The organism is Gordonia bronchialis DSM 43247 (assembly GCF_000024785.1).
Classification (GTDB): domain Bacteria; phylum Actinomycetota; class Actinomycetes; order Mycobacteriales; family Mycobacteriaceae; genus Gordonia; species Gordonia bronchialis.
On sequence record NC_013441.1, the window covers coordinates 93,856 to 111,795 of the forward strand.

Annotated in this window: 18 protein-coding genes and 1 pseudogene; 14 read left to right on the forward strand and 5 right to left on the reverse strand. The window is 67.4% G+C overall.

The features are described from left to right. Positions 1-66 precede the first annotated feature (66 nt). Positions 67-648, reverse strand: coding sequence for a mycothiol transferase (locus GBRO_RS00400; RefSeq protein WP_012832025.1), 582 nt, complete (start codon positions 646-648; stop codon positions 67-69). Positions 649-766: 118 nt separating this feature from the next. Here GBRO_RS00400 and GBRO_RS00405 point away from each other — a divergent pair, with 118 nt between their 5' ends. Next, complete coding sequence (locus tag GBRO_RS00405) at positions 767-1,399, forward strand: pyridoxamine 5'-phosphate oxidase family protein (RefSeq protein WP_012832026.1); 633 nt, start codon at positions 767-769, stop codon at positions 1,397-1,399. Between the two features lie 6 nt (positions 1,400-1,405). On the opposite strand, the gene GBRO_RS00410 is transcribed toward GBRO_RS00405, so the two are convergent. After that, positions 1,406-2,983, reverse strand: a complete 1,578-nt coding sequence (locus GBRO_RS00410) for an AMP-binding protein (protein WP_012832027.1) — start codon at positions 2,981-2,983, stop codon at positions 1,406-1,408. Positions 2,984-3,101: 118 nt separating this feature from the next. On the opposite strand from GBRO_RS00410, the gene GBRO_RS00415 reads away from it, so the two are divergent. Next, positions 3,102-3,905, forward strand: a complete 804-nt coding sequence (locus GBRO_RS00415; protein ID WP_012832028.1) for a helix-turn-helix transcriptional regulator — start codon at positions 3,102-3,104, stop codon at positions 3,903-3,905. A gap of 6 nt (positions 3,906-3,911) precedes the next feature. On the opposite strand, the gene GBRO_RS00420 is transcribed toward GBRO_RS00415, so the two are convergent. Further along, positions 3,912-4,181: a DUF7218 family protein gene (locus GBRO_RS00420; RefSeq protein WP_012832029.1), complete on the reverse strand. Its 270-nt coding sequence runs from the start codon at positions 4,179-4,181 to the stop codon at positions 3,912-3,914. 172 nt (positions 4,182-4,353) lie between these two features. Here GBRO_RS00420 and GBRO_RS00425 point away from each other — a divergent pair, with 172 nt between their 5' ends. Then, on the forward strand, positions 4,354-4,953 hold the full coding sequence (locus GBRO_RS00425; protein ID WP_041920094.1) for a hypothetical protein: 600 nt from the start codon (positions 4,354-4,356) through the stop codon (positions 4,951-4,953). Positions 4,954-4,976: 23 nt separating this feature from the next. Here the strand turns inward: GBRO_RS00425 and GBRO_RS00430 are convergent, their stop codons facing one another. After that, positions 4,977-6,743 carry a sigma-54-dependent Fis family transcriptional regulator gene (locus GBRO_RS00430; RefSeq protein WP_012832031.1) on the reverse strand — a complete coding sequence of 589 codons (1,767 nt, stop codon included), beginning with the start codon at positions 6,741-6,743 and terminating at the stop codon, positions 4,977-4,979. 185 nt (positions 6,744-6,928) lie between these two features. On the opposite strand from GBRO_RS00430, the gene GBRO_RS00435 reads away from it, so the two are divergent. The 4 genes and pseudogenes from GBRO_RS00435 to GBRO_RS26670 form a co-directional block, all read left to right on the forward strand. Then, on the forward strand, positions 6,929-8,530 hold the full coding sequence (locus tag GBRO_RS00435; RefSeq protein WP_012832032.1) for a flavin-containing monooxygenase: 1,602 nt from the start codon (positions 6,929-6,931) through the stop codon (positions 8,528-8,530). Positions 8,531-8,579: 49 nt separating this feature from the next. Next, positions 8,580-9,785 (forward strand): serine hydrolase domain-containing protein, encoded by a 1,206-nt coding sequence (locus GBRO_RS00440; protein WP_012832033.1) that lies wholly within the window; start codon positions 8,580-8,582, stop codon positions 9,783-9,785. Between the two features lie 13 nt (positions 9,786-9,798). Then, positions 9,799-9,999: a hypothetical protein gene (locus GBRO_RS26665; RefSeq protein ID WP_223372972.1), complete on the forward strand. Its 201-nt coding sequence runs from the start codon at positions 9,799-9,801 to the stop codon at positions 9,997-9,999. Beyond that, positions 9,996-10,160 (forward strand): annotated as a pseudogene (locus tag GBRO_RS26670) (alcohol dehydrogenase catalytic domain-containing protein); the annotation flags it as partial. The gene GBRO_RS26665 and the pseudogene GBRO_RS26670, both read left to right, overlap by 4 nt. A gap of 83 nt (positions 10,161-10,243) precedes the next feature. Here GBRO_RS26670 and GBRO_RS26675 read toward each other — a convergent pair. Then, positions 10,244-10,393 (reverse strand): hypothetical protein, encoded by a 150-nt coding sequence (locus GBRO_RS26675; protein ID WP_223372973.1) that lies wholly within the window; start codon positions 10,391-10,393, stop codon positions 10,244-10,246. A gap of 80 nt (positions 10,394-10,473) precedes the next feature. Between GBRO_RS26675 and GBRO_RS26680 the strand changes: the two genes are divergently transcribed. The 7 genes from GBRO_RS26680 to GBRO_RS00475 all read left to right on the forward strand — a co-directional run bounded on the left by GBRO_RS26680 (position 10,474) and on the right by GBRO_RS00475 (position 17,940). Then, positions 10,474-10,860, forward strand: coding sequence for a zinc-binding dehydrogenase (locus tag GBRO_RS26680; RefSeq protein ID WP_227892826.1), 387 nt, complete (start codon positions 10,474-10,476; stop codon positions 10,858-10,860). Positions 10,861-10,944: 84 nt separating this feature from the next. Continuing rightward, on the forward strand, positions 10,945-12,177 hold the full coding sequence (locus tag GBRO_RS00450) for a helix-turn-helix transcriptional regulator (RefSeq protein WP_012832034.1): 1,233 nt from the start codon (positions 10,945-10,947) through the stop codon (positions 12,175-12,177). Positions 12,178-12,333: 156 nt separating this feature from the next. Continuing rightward, on the forward strand, positions 12,334-13,425 hold the full coding sequence (locus GBRO_RS00455) for an S-(hydroxymethyl)mycothiol dehydrogenase (RefSeq protein WP_012832035.1): 1,092 nt from the start codon (positions 12,334-12,336) through the stop codon (positions 13,423-13,425). Further along, positions 13,422-14,054, forward strand: a complete 633-nt coding sequence (locus tag GBRO_RS00460) for an MBL fold metallo-hydrolase (RefSeq protein WP_012832036.1) — start codon at positions 13,422-13,424, stop codon at positions 14,052-14,054. Before GBRO_RS00455 ends, GBRO_RS00460 begins: the two co-directional genes overlap by 4 nt. A gap of 99 nt (positions 14,055-14,153) precedes the next feature. Continuing rightward, positions 14,154-14,546 carry a DoxX family protein gene (locus GBRO_RS00465; RefSeq protein ID WP_012832037.1) on the forward strand — a complete coding sequence of 131 codons (393 nt, stop codon included), beginning with the start codon at positions 14,154-14,156 and terminating at the stop codon, positions 14,544-14,546. A gap of 157 nt (positions 14,547-14,703) precedes the next feature. Beyond that, positions 14,704-16,356: a SulP family inorganic anion transporter gene (locus tag GBRO_RS00470; protein ID WP_012832038.1), complete on the forward strand. Its 1,653-nt coding sequence runs from the start codon at positions 14,704-14,706 to the stop codon at positions 16,354-16,356. A gap of 63 nt (positions 16,357-16,419) precedes the next feature. Continuing rightward, positions 16,420-17,940 (forward strand): ATP-dependent DNA ligase, encoded by a 1,521-nt coding sequence (locus GBRO_RS00475; RefSeq protein ID WP_012832039.1) that lies wholly within the window; start codon positions 16,420-16,422, stop codon positions 17,938-17,940.

Here is a 17,940-nt window from a genome sequence, read left to right on the forward strand (position 1 = left end):
CGAGGTCGTCGTCCCTGTGTGGGACGTCGCCCGCCAGGGTAGGTGATGGCCGGGCGCCCCACTGCGTCAGGAGGTCGGCGTCCAGGAGTCGAAATCCTCGGCCCAGCTCTGTCCTTCGGAGATCGCGGCCATGGTGGACTGCCCGTCGAGAGCTTCCCGGATGATGTCGGCGTGGCCGCAGTGATGCGCGGTCTCGCGAAGCTTGTTCAGAGCCATGGTGCGCACCGAGTTCCACTCCCGCTCGGGCGCCCACGGCGCGGTCGGCTGCGGGATCAGCTCGTCGAGATCATCGGCTGACGCGATCAGCCTATCGAATTCGTCTGCACCGAAGTCGTATTCGCTGAGCCATCCGTCCAGTGTCTCCTCGGGCAGCAACTCGTAGGCATGCGCGAGGGAGGCGGGATCGAGGGAGGCGTTCTCGTCACGTTCGCGCAGGATCTGCGCGCCCCATCGCTCACCCCAGGCCAGGTGCTTGAGCAGTCCGCCGAGAGTCAGTTCGCTCACCGTCGTGCGCGTGCGGGCCTGCTCCTCGGTGATATTGCGCAGGGCGACTCGGAACAGGGCGCTCTGATCGGCGAGCAGTGTCAGCAGGTCAGCCTTCTCGCCGGTGACATCGAATGGCAGCGTGACCTCGGTGTAGGTGGACATCTGGGGTTCCTTTCGTCGTTGGTGATCACCACGTTACGAAGGATCGAGGACAATTTTGGTCCTCAATGACCCCGGACGCCGGTAATCGTGTTGCGGCGCCGCGGAGCCGACAACGACGATGGTGGGCGTGAGCGCATGTGATGACCCGTCGATCCTCGAGGCCCTGACCCGCAAGCCGGACCGGGCCGGTGACCGCGCACTGCTCGATGACGTCCTCGACGAGGCGCGGGTGGGCGTCCTGAGCACCGTCGTCGACGGGCAGCCGTGGTCGGTGCCGCTGCTCTTCGCCCGCGACGGCGACGCGATCCTGCTGCACGGCTCGAGCGGGGCGGGCATGCTGAGGCACGTGGGAGCCGGTGCGCCCGTGGCGTTCACCGTGTTCGTGATGGACGCCCTGGTCATCGCCGACACGCTCTTCGATCATTCGGCGAACTATCGCTCGGCAGTCATCCGCGGCACGACCGAGATTGTCGACGACGCGCTCCACGTACTGGAGATGTTGTCGGACAAGCTGATTCCCGGCCGCGTCGCCGAGGTCCGGGAGGCGACGCGCAAGGAACTCGCGGCCACCGTCGCGCTGCGGCTACCCATCGTCGACGGCCAATGGATCGCCAAGGCGCGCTCCGGTGGTCCCGGTGCCGACGCGGCGGGCTGGACGGGCGTGGTGCCGATGCGGACCGTCTTCGATGACCCGATCACCTACACCGGCACCGAACCGCCGGCGTCGGTGCGGGCGTTGTCCGCCGGCTGAGTCGGCCTATCCCTCGCCCTTGCGCAGGATGAACCGCTGGATCTTGCCGCTCGGCGTCTTGGGCAGTGCGTCGACAAAGTGGACCGCGCGTGGGTAGGCGTGCGCGGCGAACTGGGTCTTCACCAGTTGCTGCAGTTCGGTTTCGAGTTCGTCGGTGCCGGCGACGCCGTCGGCGAGGACCACGAACGCCTCGATCACCTCGCCGCGCAGTTCGTCGGGACGGCCGACGACGGCGACGTCGAGGACTGCCGGATGGGTGATGAGCACGCTCTCCACGTCGAACGGGCCGATCCGGTAGCCGGCCATGATGATCACGTCGTCATCGCGGGCGGTGAAGAAGTAGCGACCCTCGTCGTCGACGCGGCCGGTGTCGCCGGTGAGATACCAGCGGCCGTCCTCGGTGTAGCGCGACGCGGTCTTCTCGGGCGCATCGAGGTAGCCGGTGAACCAGTAGAGCGGGCTGGCGGGCACGTCGATTGCGATCTGTCCGTCCACGATCCCGGCGGCGAAGCCGGGCATCGGCTTGCCCATCGAACCGGGTATCAATGGTTCGCGGATGGCGTCGTTCCAGTGGTTGTTGATGAACATGCCGTGTTCGGTCTGCCCGTAGTGGTCGCGGACTTCGGTGCCCAGAGCGGTTGTAGCCCAGTCGATCACGTCGGGCGTCAACGGTTCGCCGGCCGACGACGCCCGCCGCAGACGGAAGCCCGCGATGCGCGGGTCCTTGCTCAGCGAGCGGTAGACGGTGGGCGCGGCGGCGAAGTTGGTGACCTCGAGTTCATCGAGGATCCGGGCGGTGAGTTCGGGGGAGAAGCCGGCATGCAGCAGCAGGTTCGCCCGGCCGATGGCGAGCGGGCCGACGATGCCGTAGTAGAGGCCGTACGCCCAGCCCGGATCGGCAGCGTTCCAGAAGACGTCGTCGGCCGCGACGTCGAGCCCGAATCGCATGTAGGCGACAAACGACGCGAGCGCTTTCACCGGAACCGGGACACCCTTGGGTGCGCCGGTGGTACCGCTGGTGAACAGCAGGATCAGGGTGCCGTCACCGCCGACGGCGACCGACTCGGCGATCGGCGCACTGTCGCGCACGAGCGTGTCGAACTCGTCGCCGGCGACGATGGTGGCGACGTCGTCGAAGCCGTCGAGCTTGGCGGCCTGGCTGGGTTCGGTGACCACCAGCGTGGCGCCCGCGGCACGTAGCCGCATCTCGATGGCGGGTGGGGCAAAAGCGGTGAACAGCGGGATGTAGACGGCACCGAGACGCGCGATGGCCAGCAGCGCGACGACGAGTTCGGTGCGTTTGCCCATCAGCACGCCGACGGTGTCACCCCGGTTGATGCCTCGCGCGGCGAGTGCGGTCGCGAACCGCTTCGACTGGTCGGCGAGTTCGCCGTACGTGATGGTGCTGGTCACCGGATTGCCGTCGCCGTCGACATCGATGCTGGTGAAGGCGATGCCCGCGGGATCGTGACCGTCCACGAGCAGGTGCGCGGCGTTGGCGTCCGGCGCACCGTATGTCTCGAGCAGGCCCGCGACGGTTTCGGCGGGGGTGGTGGCGGCTTGGGTCCCACCTGTTGTTGTCACTTCGACCTCCAAAACGACCTGGGTAAGCTGGGTCACAGTGTGAACCGATCGGCGCGCGCTGACCACCCCCCGAAGAGGGGTCGAACGACCAGATGATGACGAAGCTGCGGAGGTGACGATGAGCGACACCGTCCGTGGGCCGGTCACTGCCGCATTGCGCCGGATCCGCAGAGACAGCGGGGTACCGCTCGCCTTCGGTGGCGTGGTGTGGGGCCCGCGCAGCCTACGTCTCGAACACTTCGTCGGACGGACCGTCGGCGCGCTCAACGGGGTGTCGGTGGACGCGGGGCACGGTCTTGGCGGCAAGGTCGTCGCGGTACATCGGCCGATGGTGGTCGACGACTACCTGAAGACCCCGCGCATCACCCATCGCTACAACACGGTCATCGAACGTGAGGGTCTGCGTGCAATGGCTGCCGCGCCGGTCATCGTCGATCGCAAGCCGGTCGCCGTGCTTTATGGCGCTCTGCGGACCACCGATCCCATCGGCGGGCGCACCCTCGATGTGCTGGCGATGGAGGCGCGGGCCGTCGAGCAGGAGATCGTCGCGGCCCGGGTGCGTCTGGAGGCCCGCTCGGAATCCGCGGGCGTCGACGGTGATCGCCTGGCGCAGGCCTATGCCCGTCTGAGATTGTTCGTGGCGCACAGCGACGACGCCGGACTCGCCGCTGAACTGGACCGGCTGACCGCCGAATTCACTTCGGAAGCAACATCATCGGTGGATCTGCCGGCGCTGACCGGACGCGAGCATGATGTGCTGGCGCTGGCCGCGCTCGGACATTCCAACGCGCGCATCGCCGATCAGCTGGGGATCACCGTGCACACCACCAAGGGTTATCTGAAGTCGGCGATGCGCAAACTCGGTGCCACGACTCGGCTCGAAGCGGTGATCACCGCTCGCCGGGCGGGGCTCATGCCGTGAGGCGGGTCAGTGTTCCCGCAGCTTGTCGATGAGTTGCTCCTTCTTCAGGTCGGAGTAGCCGCTTAGGCCGAGGTCCTTTGCACGAGAACGGAGTTCGTCGACCGTCCAGTCCTCGTAGGAGCCGGAACGGCCACCTTTGCTGCCGACGTCGGATCGTGACGTGTTGGATGCGGCGTTGGCGATGCGAGCGGACTTCTCCTTGGAATTGCCCTCGTCACGCAACTTCTCGTACAGTTCGTCGTCCTTGACGGACGGGCCCGGATCGCGTTGTGGCATCGGATGACCTCCTCGTGGCGAACAGACTCAAGGATCGAGATGTGGCCCGTGGCTTCAGCCGTACGTTTCACCCTACGCCGTGCGTCAACCGTCGCACGTCGACGAATCCACCGTGATCACGTCGGAATTCGATACGGTTGAGGGAATCCGACAACCGGTGACACCGACGACGATGGGAACCGCCATGGGTAAGAAGCGTAAACTGATCGCGCGGCTCGAAGCCGAGATCGACAATCTCAAAGGCGAATTGGCCCGCGTGGAGAAGCACGCCCGCAAACAGCTCAAGAAGGCCGAACGTGACGCGGCGGCACTGCGTGGTGAGGTGCTCAAGCTGATCGGGCAGAACAAGTCCGAACGTTCCGATGCCGAGAAGAATCGGACCGAGAACTCTCCGGCCAAGGCGGTCACCCCGCCCGCGGTGAAATCGACCGTCGCCGACTCCGCGACCAAGGCACCGAAATCGGTCTACGGAGAGCAGGCTCGAGCCGACCAGAGCAGGACCGCACCGCCGGCCGCCCCGTCGGTGACCGCGCCGGTCGAGCCGCCGGCCAAAAAAGCCGCAGCCGCCAAGAAGACGGCCACCAAGACACCGGCCGACAAGACACCGGCCGACAAGACAACAACTGCCAAGAAGACGCCGGCCAAGAAGACACCCGCCAAGAAGGCCGCGGCCACACCGACGGTGGCCGAGTTGCGTCAGCAGGCGAAGGCCAAGGGCGTCAAGGGCTACTCGACAATGACCAAGGCGAAGCTGCTCGACGCGCTGAGCTGAGCGGTACTAACCCCGGAAGTCGCTCACACGCTGAGGATTCCATAGACCCGGAGCTTGCGATACAGCGTGCTGCGCGACATCCCCAACGCGGCGGCAGCGTGTAACCGGTTGCCCCCGTGACTCTCCAGGGCAGCGATGATCGCGTCGCGTTCGGCACTCTCCAGCGGCGTCAACGCCCGATGCGCGGTGCTGCGGCAGAAGCCCGGCAGATCCTCGGGCTGGATCTCGCCCACCGGTCGTCGTCGCAACGCGAACTCGAGTGCCTCGCGCAGCTGCACGATGTTGCCCGGCCAGTGGAACCCGGTGATCATCCGCATCGCCTTGGGACTGAGGCGGTGCGACCGCTGCGGCGAGATCGTCTTGACCACGCGATCGACCACCGCGGGCAGATCTGCCGTGCGCAACCGAAGCGGTGGCACCGCGACGGATCGGTCAAAGCGAAAGAGTAAGCGGGAGTGGGGAATCGGGTCCCGCGGCGAGTCCGGAACCGGCTCCATGGTGGCCGCGACGTCGTGGCCGGCCCGGATCGCCGCGCGGATCACGCCGTCGATGGCATCGAGCGACTCGGCGGGCATCCGGTCGAGATTGCGCAGCACCACCAATGCCGGACCCGGGCCGAGATCGGGCAACGGCTCAGGGTCGTCGGCCGTGGCGTCGACGACGATCACGGGTGCATCCTCGTGCAGCGACCCGAAGACGTCGCCGACCAGCGTGCAGCGACCGGTACCCGACTCACCCAGGACCAGCACGGCCTCGTGTGCGGTCAAGGCCGTCAGTACCTCGGTGCGTGCCGATCGCCAGGCCGGGCTCACGCCGATGTCCGGCGACGGCAGGGCGGGCAGCGTCCGGGGTCCGTCGTCGGCCACCACCGGGTCCGGCGCCTGTTCCTCGTCGAGCAGGATGACCATGCCGACGGTGTCGCCATTGCAGCTGATCGAGTTGGTACGCAACCGGATTCGACGGCCGCCCGGCAGCGTGAGGGACTGGGTGGACCGGTCGTGGCGCGACATCAGGAACTCGGCGAACTGCGCGATACTCGCCTGCTCATCCGGCGTCAGCAGATCCCGCGCGAACTCGTTGGCCATCACGGTGTCGCCGACGGCCATCACCGCCTGGCGCGGCCGCGTGTCAGCCCGTAGGAAGGTCTCGAACAGCGCGCGTTTGGCGGGACTGCGATCCAGGAGCAGATTGCGTCCGATGTCGGAGGCCGCGGCCCGGATGAGCGGTTCGATGAGCGGATTCCAGCTGTCGGAGAGCATGCTGACGTCCAGCACCCCGGCCATCCGACGCGTCAACGGATCCCAGATGGGCGTGCCGGCACAGGCGAACGGGGTCAGCGCCTGATTGAAGTGTTCGGAGCCGACGACGCTGACCGGGGCACCGACCTCGAAGACCGTGCCGACGCCGTTGGTGCCGATCGAGCCCTCGTCGAAGGAGAAGCCGAGCGCGAAGTCGACGCGGTCGAGGACGCGACCGACCGCCGTCGAACAGTCCCGGCGGTCGACGATCCGGGCGGCGGCGTCGGTGAAGGCGATGGTGACGGGGATGTCGGACATGTCGTCGGCGAGGCGGTCGATGACCGGGCGTGCGCAGCGGGCCAGCCGGGAGTCGAAGTCGACGTCGGAGTGGAACGCGACCTCGTAGCGGTCGGCGTCGACTCCTGCCGAACGGCTGCGCGACCACGACGCCGCGACCACGTCATCGACTCCCGCCGCGCCCTGCGGACCGAACTCGAGAAAGTCGGCCCGGGCCGCCGCGATGCGAAGCTGCTGGTCACGCTGCTGGCTCACCTCTCGATGACCTCCTGCGCTCATGCCGATGTGATCCGGGACACAGCGATTATCCCGCTCCACGGGCCGGGTGACCAGCACAGAACCGGCGTTGGGACTGTCCCATTTTGGGACACCGCGACCTCGTGAGACGGCACCAACAATGTCTGCCACGTGATCTCCGACACAGATGAGAGGACCAGAACATGGCAGACACCACACTCGACGCCGTCGTCATCGGAGCCGGCGTAGCCGGTCTGTACGAGCTCCACATGCTGCGGGAGCAGGGGCTCGACGTCCGCGCCTACGATGCGGCCACCGGCGTCGGCGGTACCTGGTACTGGAATCGCTACCCGGGCGCCCGCTTCGACTCCGAGGCCTACATCTACCAGTACCTCTTCGACGAGGAGCTCTACAAAGGCTGGAGCTGGAGCCAGCGCTTCCCCGGGCAGGCCGAGATCGAACAGTGGCTCAACTACGTCGCCGACGCGCTCGACCTGCGCCGCGACATCCAGCTTTCCACCGTCATCGAGAGTGCCGTCTGGGATCCCGACCGGCAGCGCTGGCTGGTGACCACCGGCGACGGCGAGACGATCGACACGCAGTTCCTCATCACCTGCTGCGGGATGCTGTCGGCGCCGATGACCGACCTGTTCCCCGGGCAGGCGGACTTCGCCGGCCAACTCGTGCACACCTCGCGCTGGCCGAAGGAGGGGATCGAGCTGACCGGCAAGCGGGTCGGTGTCATCGGCAACGGAGCGACCGGCATCCAGGTGATCCAGACGATCGCCGACGAGGTGGACGAGCTGACCGTCTTCATCCGCACCCCGCAGTACGCACTGCCCATGAAGAACCCGAGCTACGGTCCCGACGAGGTGGCCGCCTACAAGTCCCGGTTCGACGAACTGCGCGCGACGCTGCCGCACACCTTCACCGGTTTCGAGTACGACTTCACCGACGCGTGGGAGGACCTCACCCCCGACGAGCGGCGCGCGAAACTCGAGGACATCTACGACAACGGGTCCCTGAAACTGTGGCTCGCGTCGTTCGCCGAGATCTTCTCCGACGAGCAGGTCAGTGAGGAGGTGTCGGAGTTCGTCCGGGAGAAGATGCGTGCGCGTCTGCAGGACCCGGACCTGTGCGATCTGCTCATCCCGAGCGACTACGGCTTCGGCACGCACCGGGTCCCGCTGGAGACCGACTACCTCGAGGTGTACCACCGCGACAATGTGAAAGCGGTTGCGGTCAAGGACAATCCGATCGCGAAGATCGTGCCGGAGGGCATCGAGCTGACCGACGGGACGCGCTACGAGCTGGACGTGATCATCATGGCCACCGGATTCGACGCCGGGACCGGCGCGCTGACCCGCATCGACATCCGGGGTCGTGACGGGCACGTCCTCAAGGAGGACTGGGGTCGTGACATCCGCACCACGATGGGGCTGATGGTGCACGGCTATCCCAACATGCTGACCACCGCGGTGCCGCTGGCCCCGTCGGCCGCGCTGTGCAACATGACCACCTGCCTGCAACAGCAGACGGAGTGGATCAGCGAGGCCATCCGGCACATGCGGACGCACGGCAAGTCCGTCATCGAACCCACCGCCGAGGGGGAGGCCGCCTGGGTGGCCCATCATGACGAACTCGCCGACGCGAACCTCATCTCCAAGACCAACTCCTGGTACGTCGGCTCAAACGTGCCCGGCAAGCCGCGTCGAGTGCTGTCCTATGTAGGCGGCGTCGGCGCCTACCGAGAGGCGACGCTCGAGGCCGCGGCGGCCGGATACAAGGGCTTCGCGCTCAACTGAGCGCGGACTCACCTCTGACCACCCGTCCGACCCGAAAGGAATCCCCACCATGACCAGCTCAGTCCATTCCCTCGACGTCGCCGCCTTTCGCGACAACGCCGACGCCATCCTCACCGCCGCCACACAGGGAGACGCGCGCGTACCCGGCGTCGTCGCGATGGTGACCGACCGCGACGGCAACGTCTACGAGGGCGCCGCGGGTGTGCGCAACATCGCCGAACCCGCCGAGATGACCACCGACGACGTGTTCGCGATCTTCTCCACCACCAAGGCGATCACCGCGACCGCGGTGTTGCAACTCGTCGAGGAAGGTGCCCTCGACCTCGACGCGCCGGCCGCCGACTACGCCCCGGAGATCGGCACCCTGCAGGTACTCGAGGGGTTCGACGGCGACGGTCAGCCGAAACTCCGGCCGCCGAAGACGCAGGCCACGACGCGTCAACTGCTCACGCACACAGGTGGTTTCGGCTACGACTTCTTCGACGAGAACTACAATCGGCTCGCCCAGGAACACGGGCAGCCGAGCGTCACCACCGCGACCAAGGCGGCGCTGACGACGCCGCTGCTCTTCGATCCGGGCGAACGCTGGCAGTACGGCACCAACATCGACTGGGCCGGACAGGTGGTCGAGCAGATCCGTGGCAAACGCCTCGGCGAGGTCTTCGCCGACCACATCTTCGCCCCGCTCGGCATCACCGATCTCAGCTTCATCCTGGCCGACGAGTTCCGGCCGCGCCTCACCGAGATCCACGCCCGCGGCGCCGACGGTTCGCTCACCCCGATGGGACTGCAACTGCCGTCGCCACCGGAGGTGGACTTCGGCGGACACGGCCTCTACGGCACGGTCGGGGAGTACATGAAGTTCATCCGCATGTGGCTCAACGACGGTGCGGGCAGCAACGGTCGGGTACTGAAGCCGGAGACGGTGGAGATGGCCGTGCGCAATCACCTCGGCGATCTCCCGGTCACCATGCTGCCCGGCGTCATCCCCGCCTTGTCCAACGACGCGGAGTTCTTCCCGGGGCAGTCCAAGTCGTGGTCGCTGCCGTTCATGATCAACAACGAGAAGGCGCCGACCGGGCGGCCTGCCGGAGCGCAGGGCTGGGCCGGACTGGCGAATCTCTTCTACTGGATCGACCGCGAGAACGGTTACGGCGGCTATTGGGCGACGCAGATCCTCCCCTTCGGCGACCCGACGTCGTTCACGAAGTACATGGAACTCGAGACGGCGTTCTACGACGCTCTCGACGCGTGAGGGGTGAACGGTCATGACTGAACACATGAAGACCTTCACCATGCTCGACATCGGCAAGACCGACATCGTCGAGAAGCCGATTCCGGCACCCGGCCCCAATGAGGCGCTGGTCAAGACCACCGCATCGCTCATCTGCACCTCCGACGTGCACACCTCAAAGGTGCGTTGCCGGTGGAGAACGGCCGGACCCTGGGCCACGAGTCCGTCGGGGTGATCGCCGCACTCGGATCGGAGGTCACCGGCTTCACCGAAGGACAGCGGGTGGCGGTGAACGCGGTCACGCCGTGCTTCGAGTGCAGCTACTGCCAGCGCGGTTTCACCAGCCAATGCGGTGGACTGCTCGGCGGCTACAAGTACACCGCGCAGGTCGACGGCAACATGGCCGAGTACTTCCTGGTCCCCACGGCCCGGGCGAACCTCGCGCCGATCCCCGACGACCTGGCCGACGACGCGGCGGTCTACGCCTGCGACATGCTGAGTACCGGACTGATGGGCGCCGAACACGCCCAGATCGAGATCGGCGACACCGTGGTCGTCTTCGCCCAGGGGGCGGTGGGATTGTGCGCGACGATCGGTGCGCGGCTGCGCGGCGCGGGCCGCATCATCACCGTCGAATCCCTGCCGGACGCGTGGAACTGTCCAAGCGGTTCGGTGCCGACGACGTCGTCGATTCACCAAGGGCGACCCGGTGGAGCAGATCATGGATCTCACCGGCGGTCAGGGTGCCGACGCCTCGATCGAGGCCCTCGGTTTCCCGCAGACCTTCGAAGCCGCGCTCGCCTGCCTCAAGGCCGGCGGGACCCTGTCCAACATCGGCTACCACGGCGAAAACCCGGCACCGCTGCAGCTCGACCTCCCCGCCTTCGGATTGGGCATGGGAGACAAGACGATTCGCACCGGATTGTGTCCCGGCGGCAGTGATCGGATGCGCCGGTTGTTCAGTCTGATGACGACGGGCAAGGTCGACCCGACGCCGATGACCACTCACCGGTTCGCCTTCGACGACGTCGAGCACGCCTTCGAGATAATGGCGACCAAACAGGACGGGATCGTCAAACCGCTGATCACCTATTGAGCGCCCGTCGGTGTCGTCGGTGTCGTCGGGGACAATGGCTCTGTGACGACAGCTGACGGGACCGACTTCAGGCAGTGGCGCGCGATGCACCTCGTGCTCGAAGGGCCGCTGCCGGAGATCGCGAACCGGTTCTCGCGATTCCTGGCAGCGGCCTGCCCGCATGATGCGCTGGTCATCTACACGCGGGAGTGCACCGGCCGGCCACGCAAGGTGGCCGGGCCCGCCGAGCTGGTGGACCGGGTCAGCATCGACGAACTCGACGCCGCCAAGGAATCGGTGTCGCCCGGCGATGTGGTGATCGGTGACGTCGTCCTCGCCGGCGAACGCCGACCGGTCCTGATGGTCCGCGACGAGACGGACACCCTGTTGGTGCTGGTGGCCAAACGGGGTGCCCGGGCCATCCGGCCGACGGTGCCCACCGAGGTCATCCGCTGGTGGTTTGCGCTCGTCGCCGTGTCGATCCGGCAGCAGGTGTCCCAGGCCAGTCCCGACTACCTGGCCGAATCGCGAGCCGCGTCGAGCGAGCGTGCCCGCACCATCGCCCAGCTTACCGAGGCCCACGAGGACACCCTGGCCTCGATCCTGTCCGTTCTGCGCTCGCGCGACATCGATGATCGTGCCGCACGGTCCACCGCAGCCGAGACGGCGTCGGCCGCGCTGATCTCGTTGCGCGGGGTCGGCGACACCGACCGCAAGCTGGCCACCGAGGCCCTCGCCGCCGCCTTCGACCGACTGCGCGATGAGTTGGAACCCGTTGTGCGGCAATGGGAAATCGACGTCGAGTATGTGGGGCCGGATGGGGGCGGACGGACGATCCCGGGTGAGATCGCGCACGCCGCACGGGCGATCGTGCGGACGGTGACCGTCGCCTTCGGGGTTGCGCAGCAGCACAGCCGGGTACGGGTCGCCTGGGAGTGTGTCGACGGCGATCTGGTCATCGACGTCCGGGATCAGGGCAATGGAGACCTCGACGGCAGCGGTCTGCGCAGTCAGCTCGGCGGTCGCCTCGGTGCCCTCGGCGGCCGGCTCGAGGTGGAGACCCTCGCCGGCTGGGGAAGCCGGGTGACGGTGCGGATCCAGCTCGAGGAGGCACAGCGGCGGCCCGACGAGGAGCGGTTGTCGGCCCTCAATCCGCGTGAGCGGGAGGTCCTGGGGCACCTGGCTCTGGGCAGGCGCAACAAATCGATCGCCGCCGAGCTCGGCGTCAGTGAGAACACCATCAAGTTCCACGTGACCTCGATCCTGCAGAAGTTGCACGTCTCCAATCGCGGCGAGGCGGGCCTGCTCGCCGCCCGCGCCGGAATCACCGCCGGTTGAACCGCGCCCCCTGTACGTTCGGATAGGCAGAACCATCCATTCGGGTAAATGCATGTGTTGTCGGCCGCCACAAGACTGGGACGCGTAGCGGACTGCCCGCGGGCTGTCCACAGTTGTCAGCGGTTCAGAGTTGTCATCGAGAGGATTGAAAGCGGAATGTCGGAACAGACGGTCAAGGGAGTCATCTCGCGCAGCAAGGGCGCGCCGACGGAGGTCGTCGACGTGGTGATTCCCGATCCGGGTCCCCGCGACGTCATCGTGAAGATCCAGGCCTGCGGGGTCTGCCACACCGACCTCGCCTACAAGCAGGGCGGCATCAACGACGAGTACCCCTTCCTCCTCGGACATGAGGCCGCCGGCATCGTCGAGACCGTCGGCTCCGATGTCAGCCACGTCGAGGTCGGCGACTTCGTGGTGCTCAACTGGCGCGCGGTGTGCGGTGAGTGCCGGGCCTGCAAGCGCGGTCGGCCCTGGTACTGCTTCAACACCTTCAACGCGTCGAAGGCGATGACGCTGACCGACGGCACCGAGCTGACCCCGGCGCTGGGTATCGGGGCGTTCATCGACAAGACGCTGATCCACGAATTGCAGTGCACCAAGGTCAATCCCGAGACCGATCCGGCAGTGGCCGGACTGCTCGGCTGCGGTGTGATGGCCGGGTTGGGTGCGGCGATGAACACCGGCAACGTGGGCCGGGGTGACTCGGTGGCGGTGATCGGCTGCGGCGGCGTGGGTGATGCGGCCATCGCGGGCGCGCGCCTGGCCGGTGCGACCACGATCATCGCGATCGACCGCGACCCGGCGAAACTGGCGTGGGCCACCGATCTCGGTGCCACCCACACCATCAACGGCGCCGAGGTCGACGACGTGGTGACCGCGGTGCAGGAACTGACCGGCGGCAACGGCGCGGATGTGGTGATCGACGCCGTCGGCCGTCCGGAGACCTACAAGCAGGCGTTCTATGCGCGTGATCTCGCGGGCGTCGTGGTGCTCGTCGGGGTGCCCACCCCGGAGATGACGCTGGAACTGCCGCTGGTGGACTTCTTCTCCCGTGGCGGTGCGCTCAAGTCGTCGTGGTACGGCGACTGCCTCCCCGAGCGGGACTTCCCGATGCTCGTCGATCTCTACGAGCAGGGTCGGTTGCCGCTGGACAAGTTCGTCACCGAGCGAGTGGGTCTGAACGACGTCGAGGCCGCGTTCTCCGCGATGGAGGCCGGCAAGGTGCTGCGCTCGGTGGTGGAGCTGTGAGCGGCGCACTGCGCATCGACAACGTCGTCACCTCCGGCACCTTCTCACTCGACGGCGGCACGTGGGATGTCGACAACAACATCTGGCTGATCGGCGACGACGACGAGGTGATCATCATCGACGCCGCGCATTCGGCGCAGCCGATCCTCGCCGGCGTCGGCGACCGCACGGTGAAGGCGATCGTGCTGACCCACGGCCACAACGATCACATCACCGTCGCCCCGGAACTGTCGAGGGAAACCGGTGCGCCGATCCTGCTGCACCCCGGCGACGACATGCTGTGGAATGACACGCATCCCGACGTCGAGCATGCCGATCTCGAAGACGGACAGGAGATCTCGGTTGCGGGCACGGGGCTCAAGATCATCAACACGCCCGGCCACTCGCCGGGCTCGTCGGTGATCCACGTCCCCGAGGCGGGTGTCCTGTTCTCCGGCGACACCCTGTTCTCCGGCGGTCCCGGCGCGACCGGCCGCAGCTACTCCAGCTTCCCGACGATCATCGCCTCGATCCAGGAGAAGATCTTCACCCTCGACCCGGAGACCAAGGTCTACACCGGCCACGGCGACGGCACGACGGTCGGCACCGAGTCGCCGCATCTCGAGGAGTGGATAAAGCGGGGGAGCTGAACCCACGCCCGAGTAGCGCAGATCGGGGCGATAGTGCATTCATAGGTAATGCTTACCTGACTAGATAAGGCATCGCCATGGGCCATCTCGGTCTTTCGCGTGGTCGTCGGCTTTCTGTTCTTCTGCCATGGCACCTCCACGTTGTTCGCCTGGCCGGTGGCGCCGTACAGCGGGCAGACCGCCGACTTCGGCGCGTGGCCGTCCTGGTGGGCCGGGGCGATCCAGTTCGTCGGCGGGCTGCTGATCATGCTCGGGGTCGGGACGCGCATCGCCGCGTTCATCGGGTCCGGCTCGATGGCGGTGGCGTACTTCTGGAAGCACCAGGGCGATGGGCTCCTGCCCATCCAGAACGACGGCGATTCCGCGGCACTGTTCTGCTGGGCGTTGCTGCTCCTGGTCTTCATCGGACCGGGGAGGCTGGCGCTCGACAGGTACCTGGGCCGCGAACGGTCGGCGGAGACGGCCGATGAGCGGGTGGGTGTGGGTGCCTGACCCTTCCTCTCGTTGAGCCGCCCGACGCTCGCTGATGGAGACGAAAGTAGGGGAGGATTGCGCCTACCGTTGACCGGTGACCACTCCGTCGGAGTCGCCCGCGCGACACCTTCCCGTCGTCGGCACGCTGCTGCCGCCCTGGATGGTCGGCTACCGCATGGCGTGGTTGCGAACCGACATCCTGGCCGGCGTCACCCTGGCGGCCGTCGCGATACCGGAATGCATGGGCTACAGCTCGATTGCGCACGTCCCGCTGGTGGCCGGTCTGTACACGATCATCCTGCCGACCCTGGCCTTCGCGCTGATCGGGGCATCGCGGCAGCTCGTCGTCGGGGCCGACTCCGCGACCGCGGCATTGCTCGCGTCGGGCATCGCCGGGCTCGGGGTGGCCGGCCTGACCCCGGACAGCGAACAGTGGCTGGCGTGGGCGGGCATCATCGCGATCGTCACCGGGGTGCTGCTCGCCCTGGCGCGCATCCTGCGTCTGGGGTTTCTCGGTGACTTCCTCTCCACCGCAGTACTTGTCGGCTTCCTCGCCGGAACCGGCATCAGTGTGCTCACCGGGCAGCTGCCCGGGATGCTCGGCGTCCACGGCGCCGACGGCCGGGTCTGGTACCGCTGGTACGTGGTGCTGTCCGAACTCGGCACCATCGACTGGGCGGCAGTCGGTTTCGCCGTGGCCACCCTGGCGGTGCTGATCGCGGGACGACGCTGGGCACCGCGGGCACCGGCGGCGATCGTGGTGGTGGTGGTCTCCATCGTGGTCGTCTCCGTGTTCGGGTGGAGCGACGACGTCGAGGTGGTCGGGTCGGTCCCGAGCGGCCTGCCGGCACTCGGGCTCCCGGACGGCTTCGCCTGGCACGATCTGCCCAAGGCGGCCACCGTCGCGATCGGCTGCGCGATCGTCATCCTCGCCCAGAGTGCCGCCACCGCACGCAGTTTCGCACAGAAGTACGGTGCGACCGCCGACGTGAACCGCGACATCGTCGGGTTGTCGGCGGCCAATATCGTCGCCGGACTGAGCTCGGCCTTCGTGGTGAACGGCAGCCCCACCAAGACGCAGTTGCTCGACGATCAGCGCGGCCGGACCCAGGTCGCGAACCTGACGATGGTAGCCGTGACCCTGCTGGTGGTGCTGTTTGCGACCAGTGCGCTGGCGAATCTGCCCGACGCGGTGCTGGCGGCGATCGTCGCCGTCGTCGCCGTCAATCTCATCGACGTGCACGCCTTCCGACGGATGTGGCAGGTGCGGCGGATCGAGTTCGGCATCGCCGTGGTCAGTGCCGTGGTGGTGGTGATCGTCGGCGTGCAGAACGGCATCCTCACCGCGATGGCCGTCTCGCTGCTGGAGATCGTCCGCCGGCAGTACCGTCCGGAACGTTTCGTCGTCGGCGTCGCCGATCACGGCCGTACCCGCCGCTACCAGCCGGCTCACCCGGGCCAGCAGTCGCTGCCCGGTCTCATCGTGTTCCGCTATGACGCAGATCTGTTCTACGCCAACGCAAGCCGATTCGCCGACGACGTGATGGGCCTGGTGCGTGCGGCGCCGGATCCGCTGCGCTGGTTGGTGCTGGACTGCACCGTGATCGGCGATGTCGACTACTCGGCGTCGTCGGTGTTGAGTGATCTCATCACCTTCGTCCACTCGCGCGGGGCGCATTTCGTCCTCGCCGGCGTCGACCCGGAACTACAGAACGCGCTTCTCGAGGAGGGCATTCTCGCCGACCTCGACCCCGACCACGTATATCCGACCGTCGGGGCCGCGGTGCGCGCCTACGAGCAGCAGTTTCCCGGCGCCGAGCCGGGCTGAGCGGGCCGTCGGCACCACGCCGAGCGGTAGGGTGCGCAGTAGCGGTAGGGAGACGGGAGCGACGTGCAACTGAACGAGGTCGTCGAGGCGTCGGCGAGTGTCGCCGGCGACCGCTCACGGTTGCGCAAGACCGCGGTGCTCGCCGGTCTGCTGGGTTCCGCGTCGCCGGCGGAGTTGCCCGTCGTGGTGGCGTGGCTGTCCGGCGAGATCCCCCAGGGCAGGCTCGGCGTCGGCTGGCGATCCCTCGCGAAGCTTCAAGCCGCACCGGCTGATACGCCATCACTGACCGTCGGCGACGTGGACGATGCGTTGAGCGCGCTGGCCGCTGCGACAGGCACCGGGTCGGCGGCCCGGCGCGCGGAGATCATCGCGACCATGTTCGCTGCGGCCACCGAACCCGAACAGCGGTTCCTCGTCGCGCTGTTGACCGGAGAACTCCGGCAGGGTGCCCTGGCCGGGGTCATGACCGACGCCATCGCGAAGGCCTCCGGGCAGGACCTGGCACTCGTGCGGCGCGCCCACATGCTGACCGGATCGCTGCCGGTGACCGCCGGCCTGGCGGTGTCCGGCGGGGCCGAGGCACTGGCCGGAGTCGGTCTGGAGGTCGGCCGCGGTGTCTCACCGATGTTGGCGACGCCCGCCGAGAACCTCGACGACGCACTGACCCTGCTCGGGACCGACGTGGTGGTCGACTACAAGCTCGACGGGGCCCGCATCCAGGTGCATCGGCGCGGCGAGGACATCACCGTCTACACCCGCACCCTCAACGACGTCACCACGCGAGTGCCCGACATTGTCGAGGTGGTCGCCGGACTTCCCTGTGAGACAGTGATTCTGGACGGTGAGACGCTCACCCTCACCGACGACGGCCGGCCGCGGCCGTTCCAGGAGACGATGAGCAGATTCGGGTCCGGCGGCGCGGGCGAACGGGGCGCCGAACGCGTGTTGCGCCCCTTCTTCTTCGACTGTCTGCATCTCGACGGCGTCGACCTCATCGACCGGCCGCTGGCGCAGCGGCTCGCGGCGATCGACCGCATCGCGCCGGATCTGCGGATCCCGTCGGTGATCCGTCCGACGCCCGCGGAGGCCGCGGCGCATTTCGACGCCGCGATCGCCGACGGCCATGAAGGTGTGATGGTGAAATCGCTGGCCGGCACCTACACCGCGGGCCGACGCGGCAAGGCGTGGCAGAAGGTGAAACCCGTCCACACCTTCGACCTGGTGGTGCTCGGCGCCGAGTGGGGATCGGGACGCCGCACCGGCTTCCTGTCGAATCTGCATCTGGGCGCGCGGGATTCGGGCGGCGGAGCGCCGATCATGGTCGGCAAGACCTTCAAGGGACTCACCGACGACCTCCTGCGCTGGCAGACCGAGGAGTTCCCGCGTCACGAGACCCACCGCGACGCCCACACCGTCTACCTGCGTCCGGAGATCGTCGTCGAGATCGAACTCGATGGGGTACAACGCAGTTCACGCTATCCCGGCGGAGTGGCGCTGCGTTTCGCGCGGGTGATGCGCTACCGCCCGGACAAGACGCCCGAGCAGGCCGACACGCTCGACACCCTGCGCGAGCTTCTCAAGTGA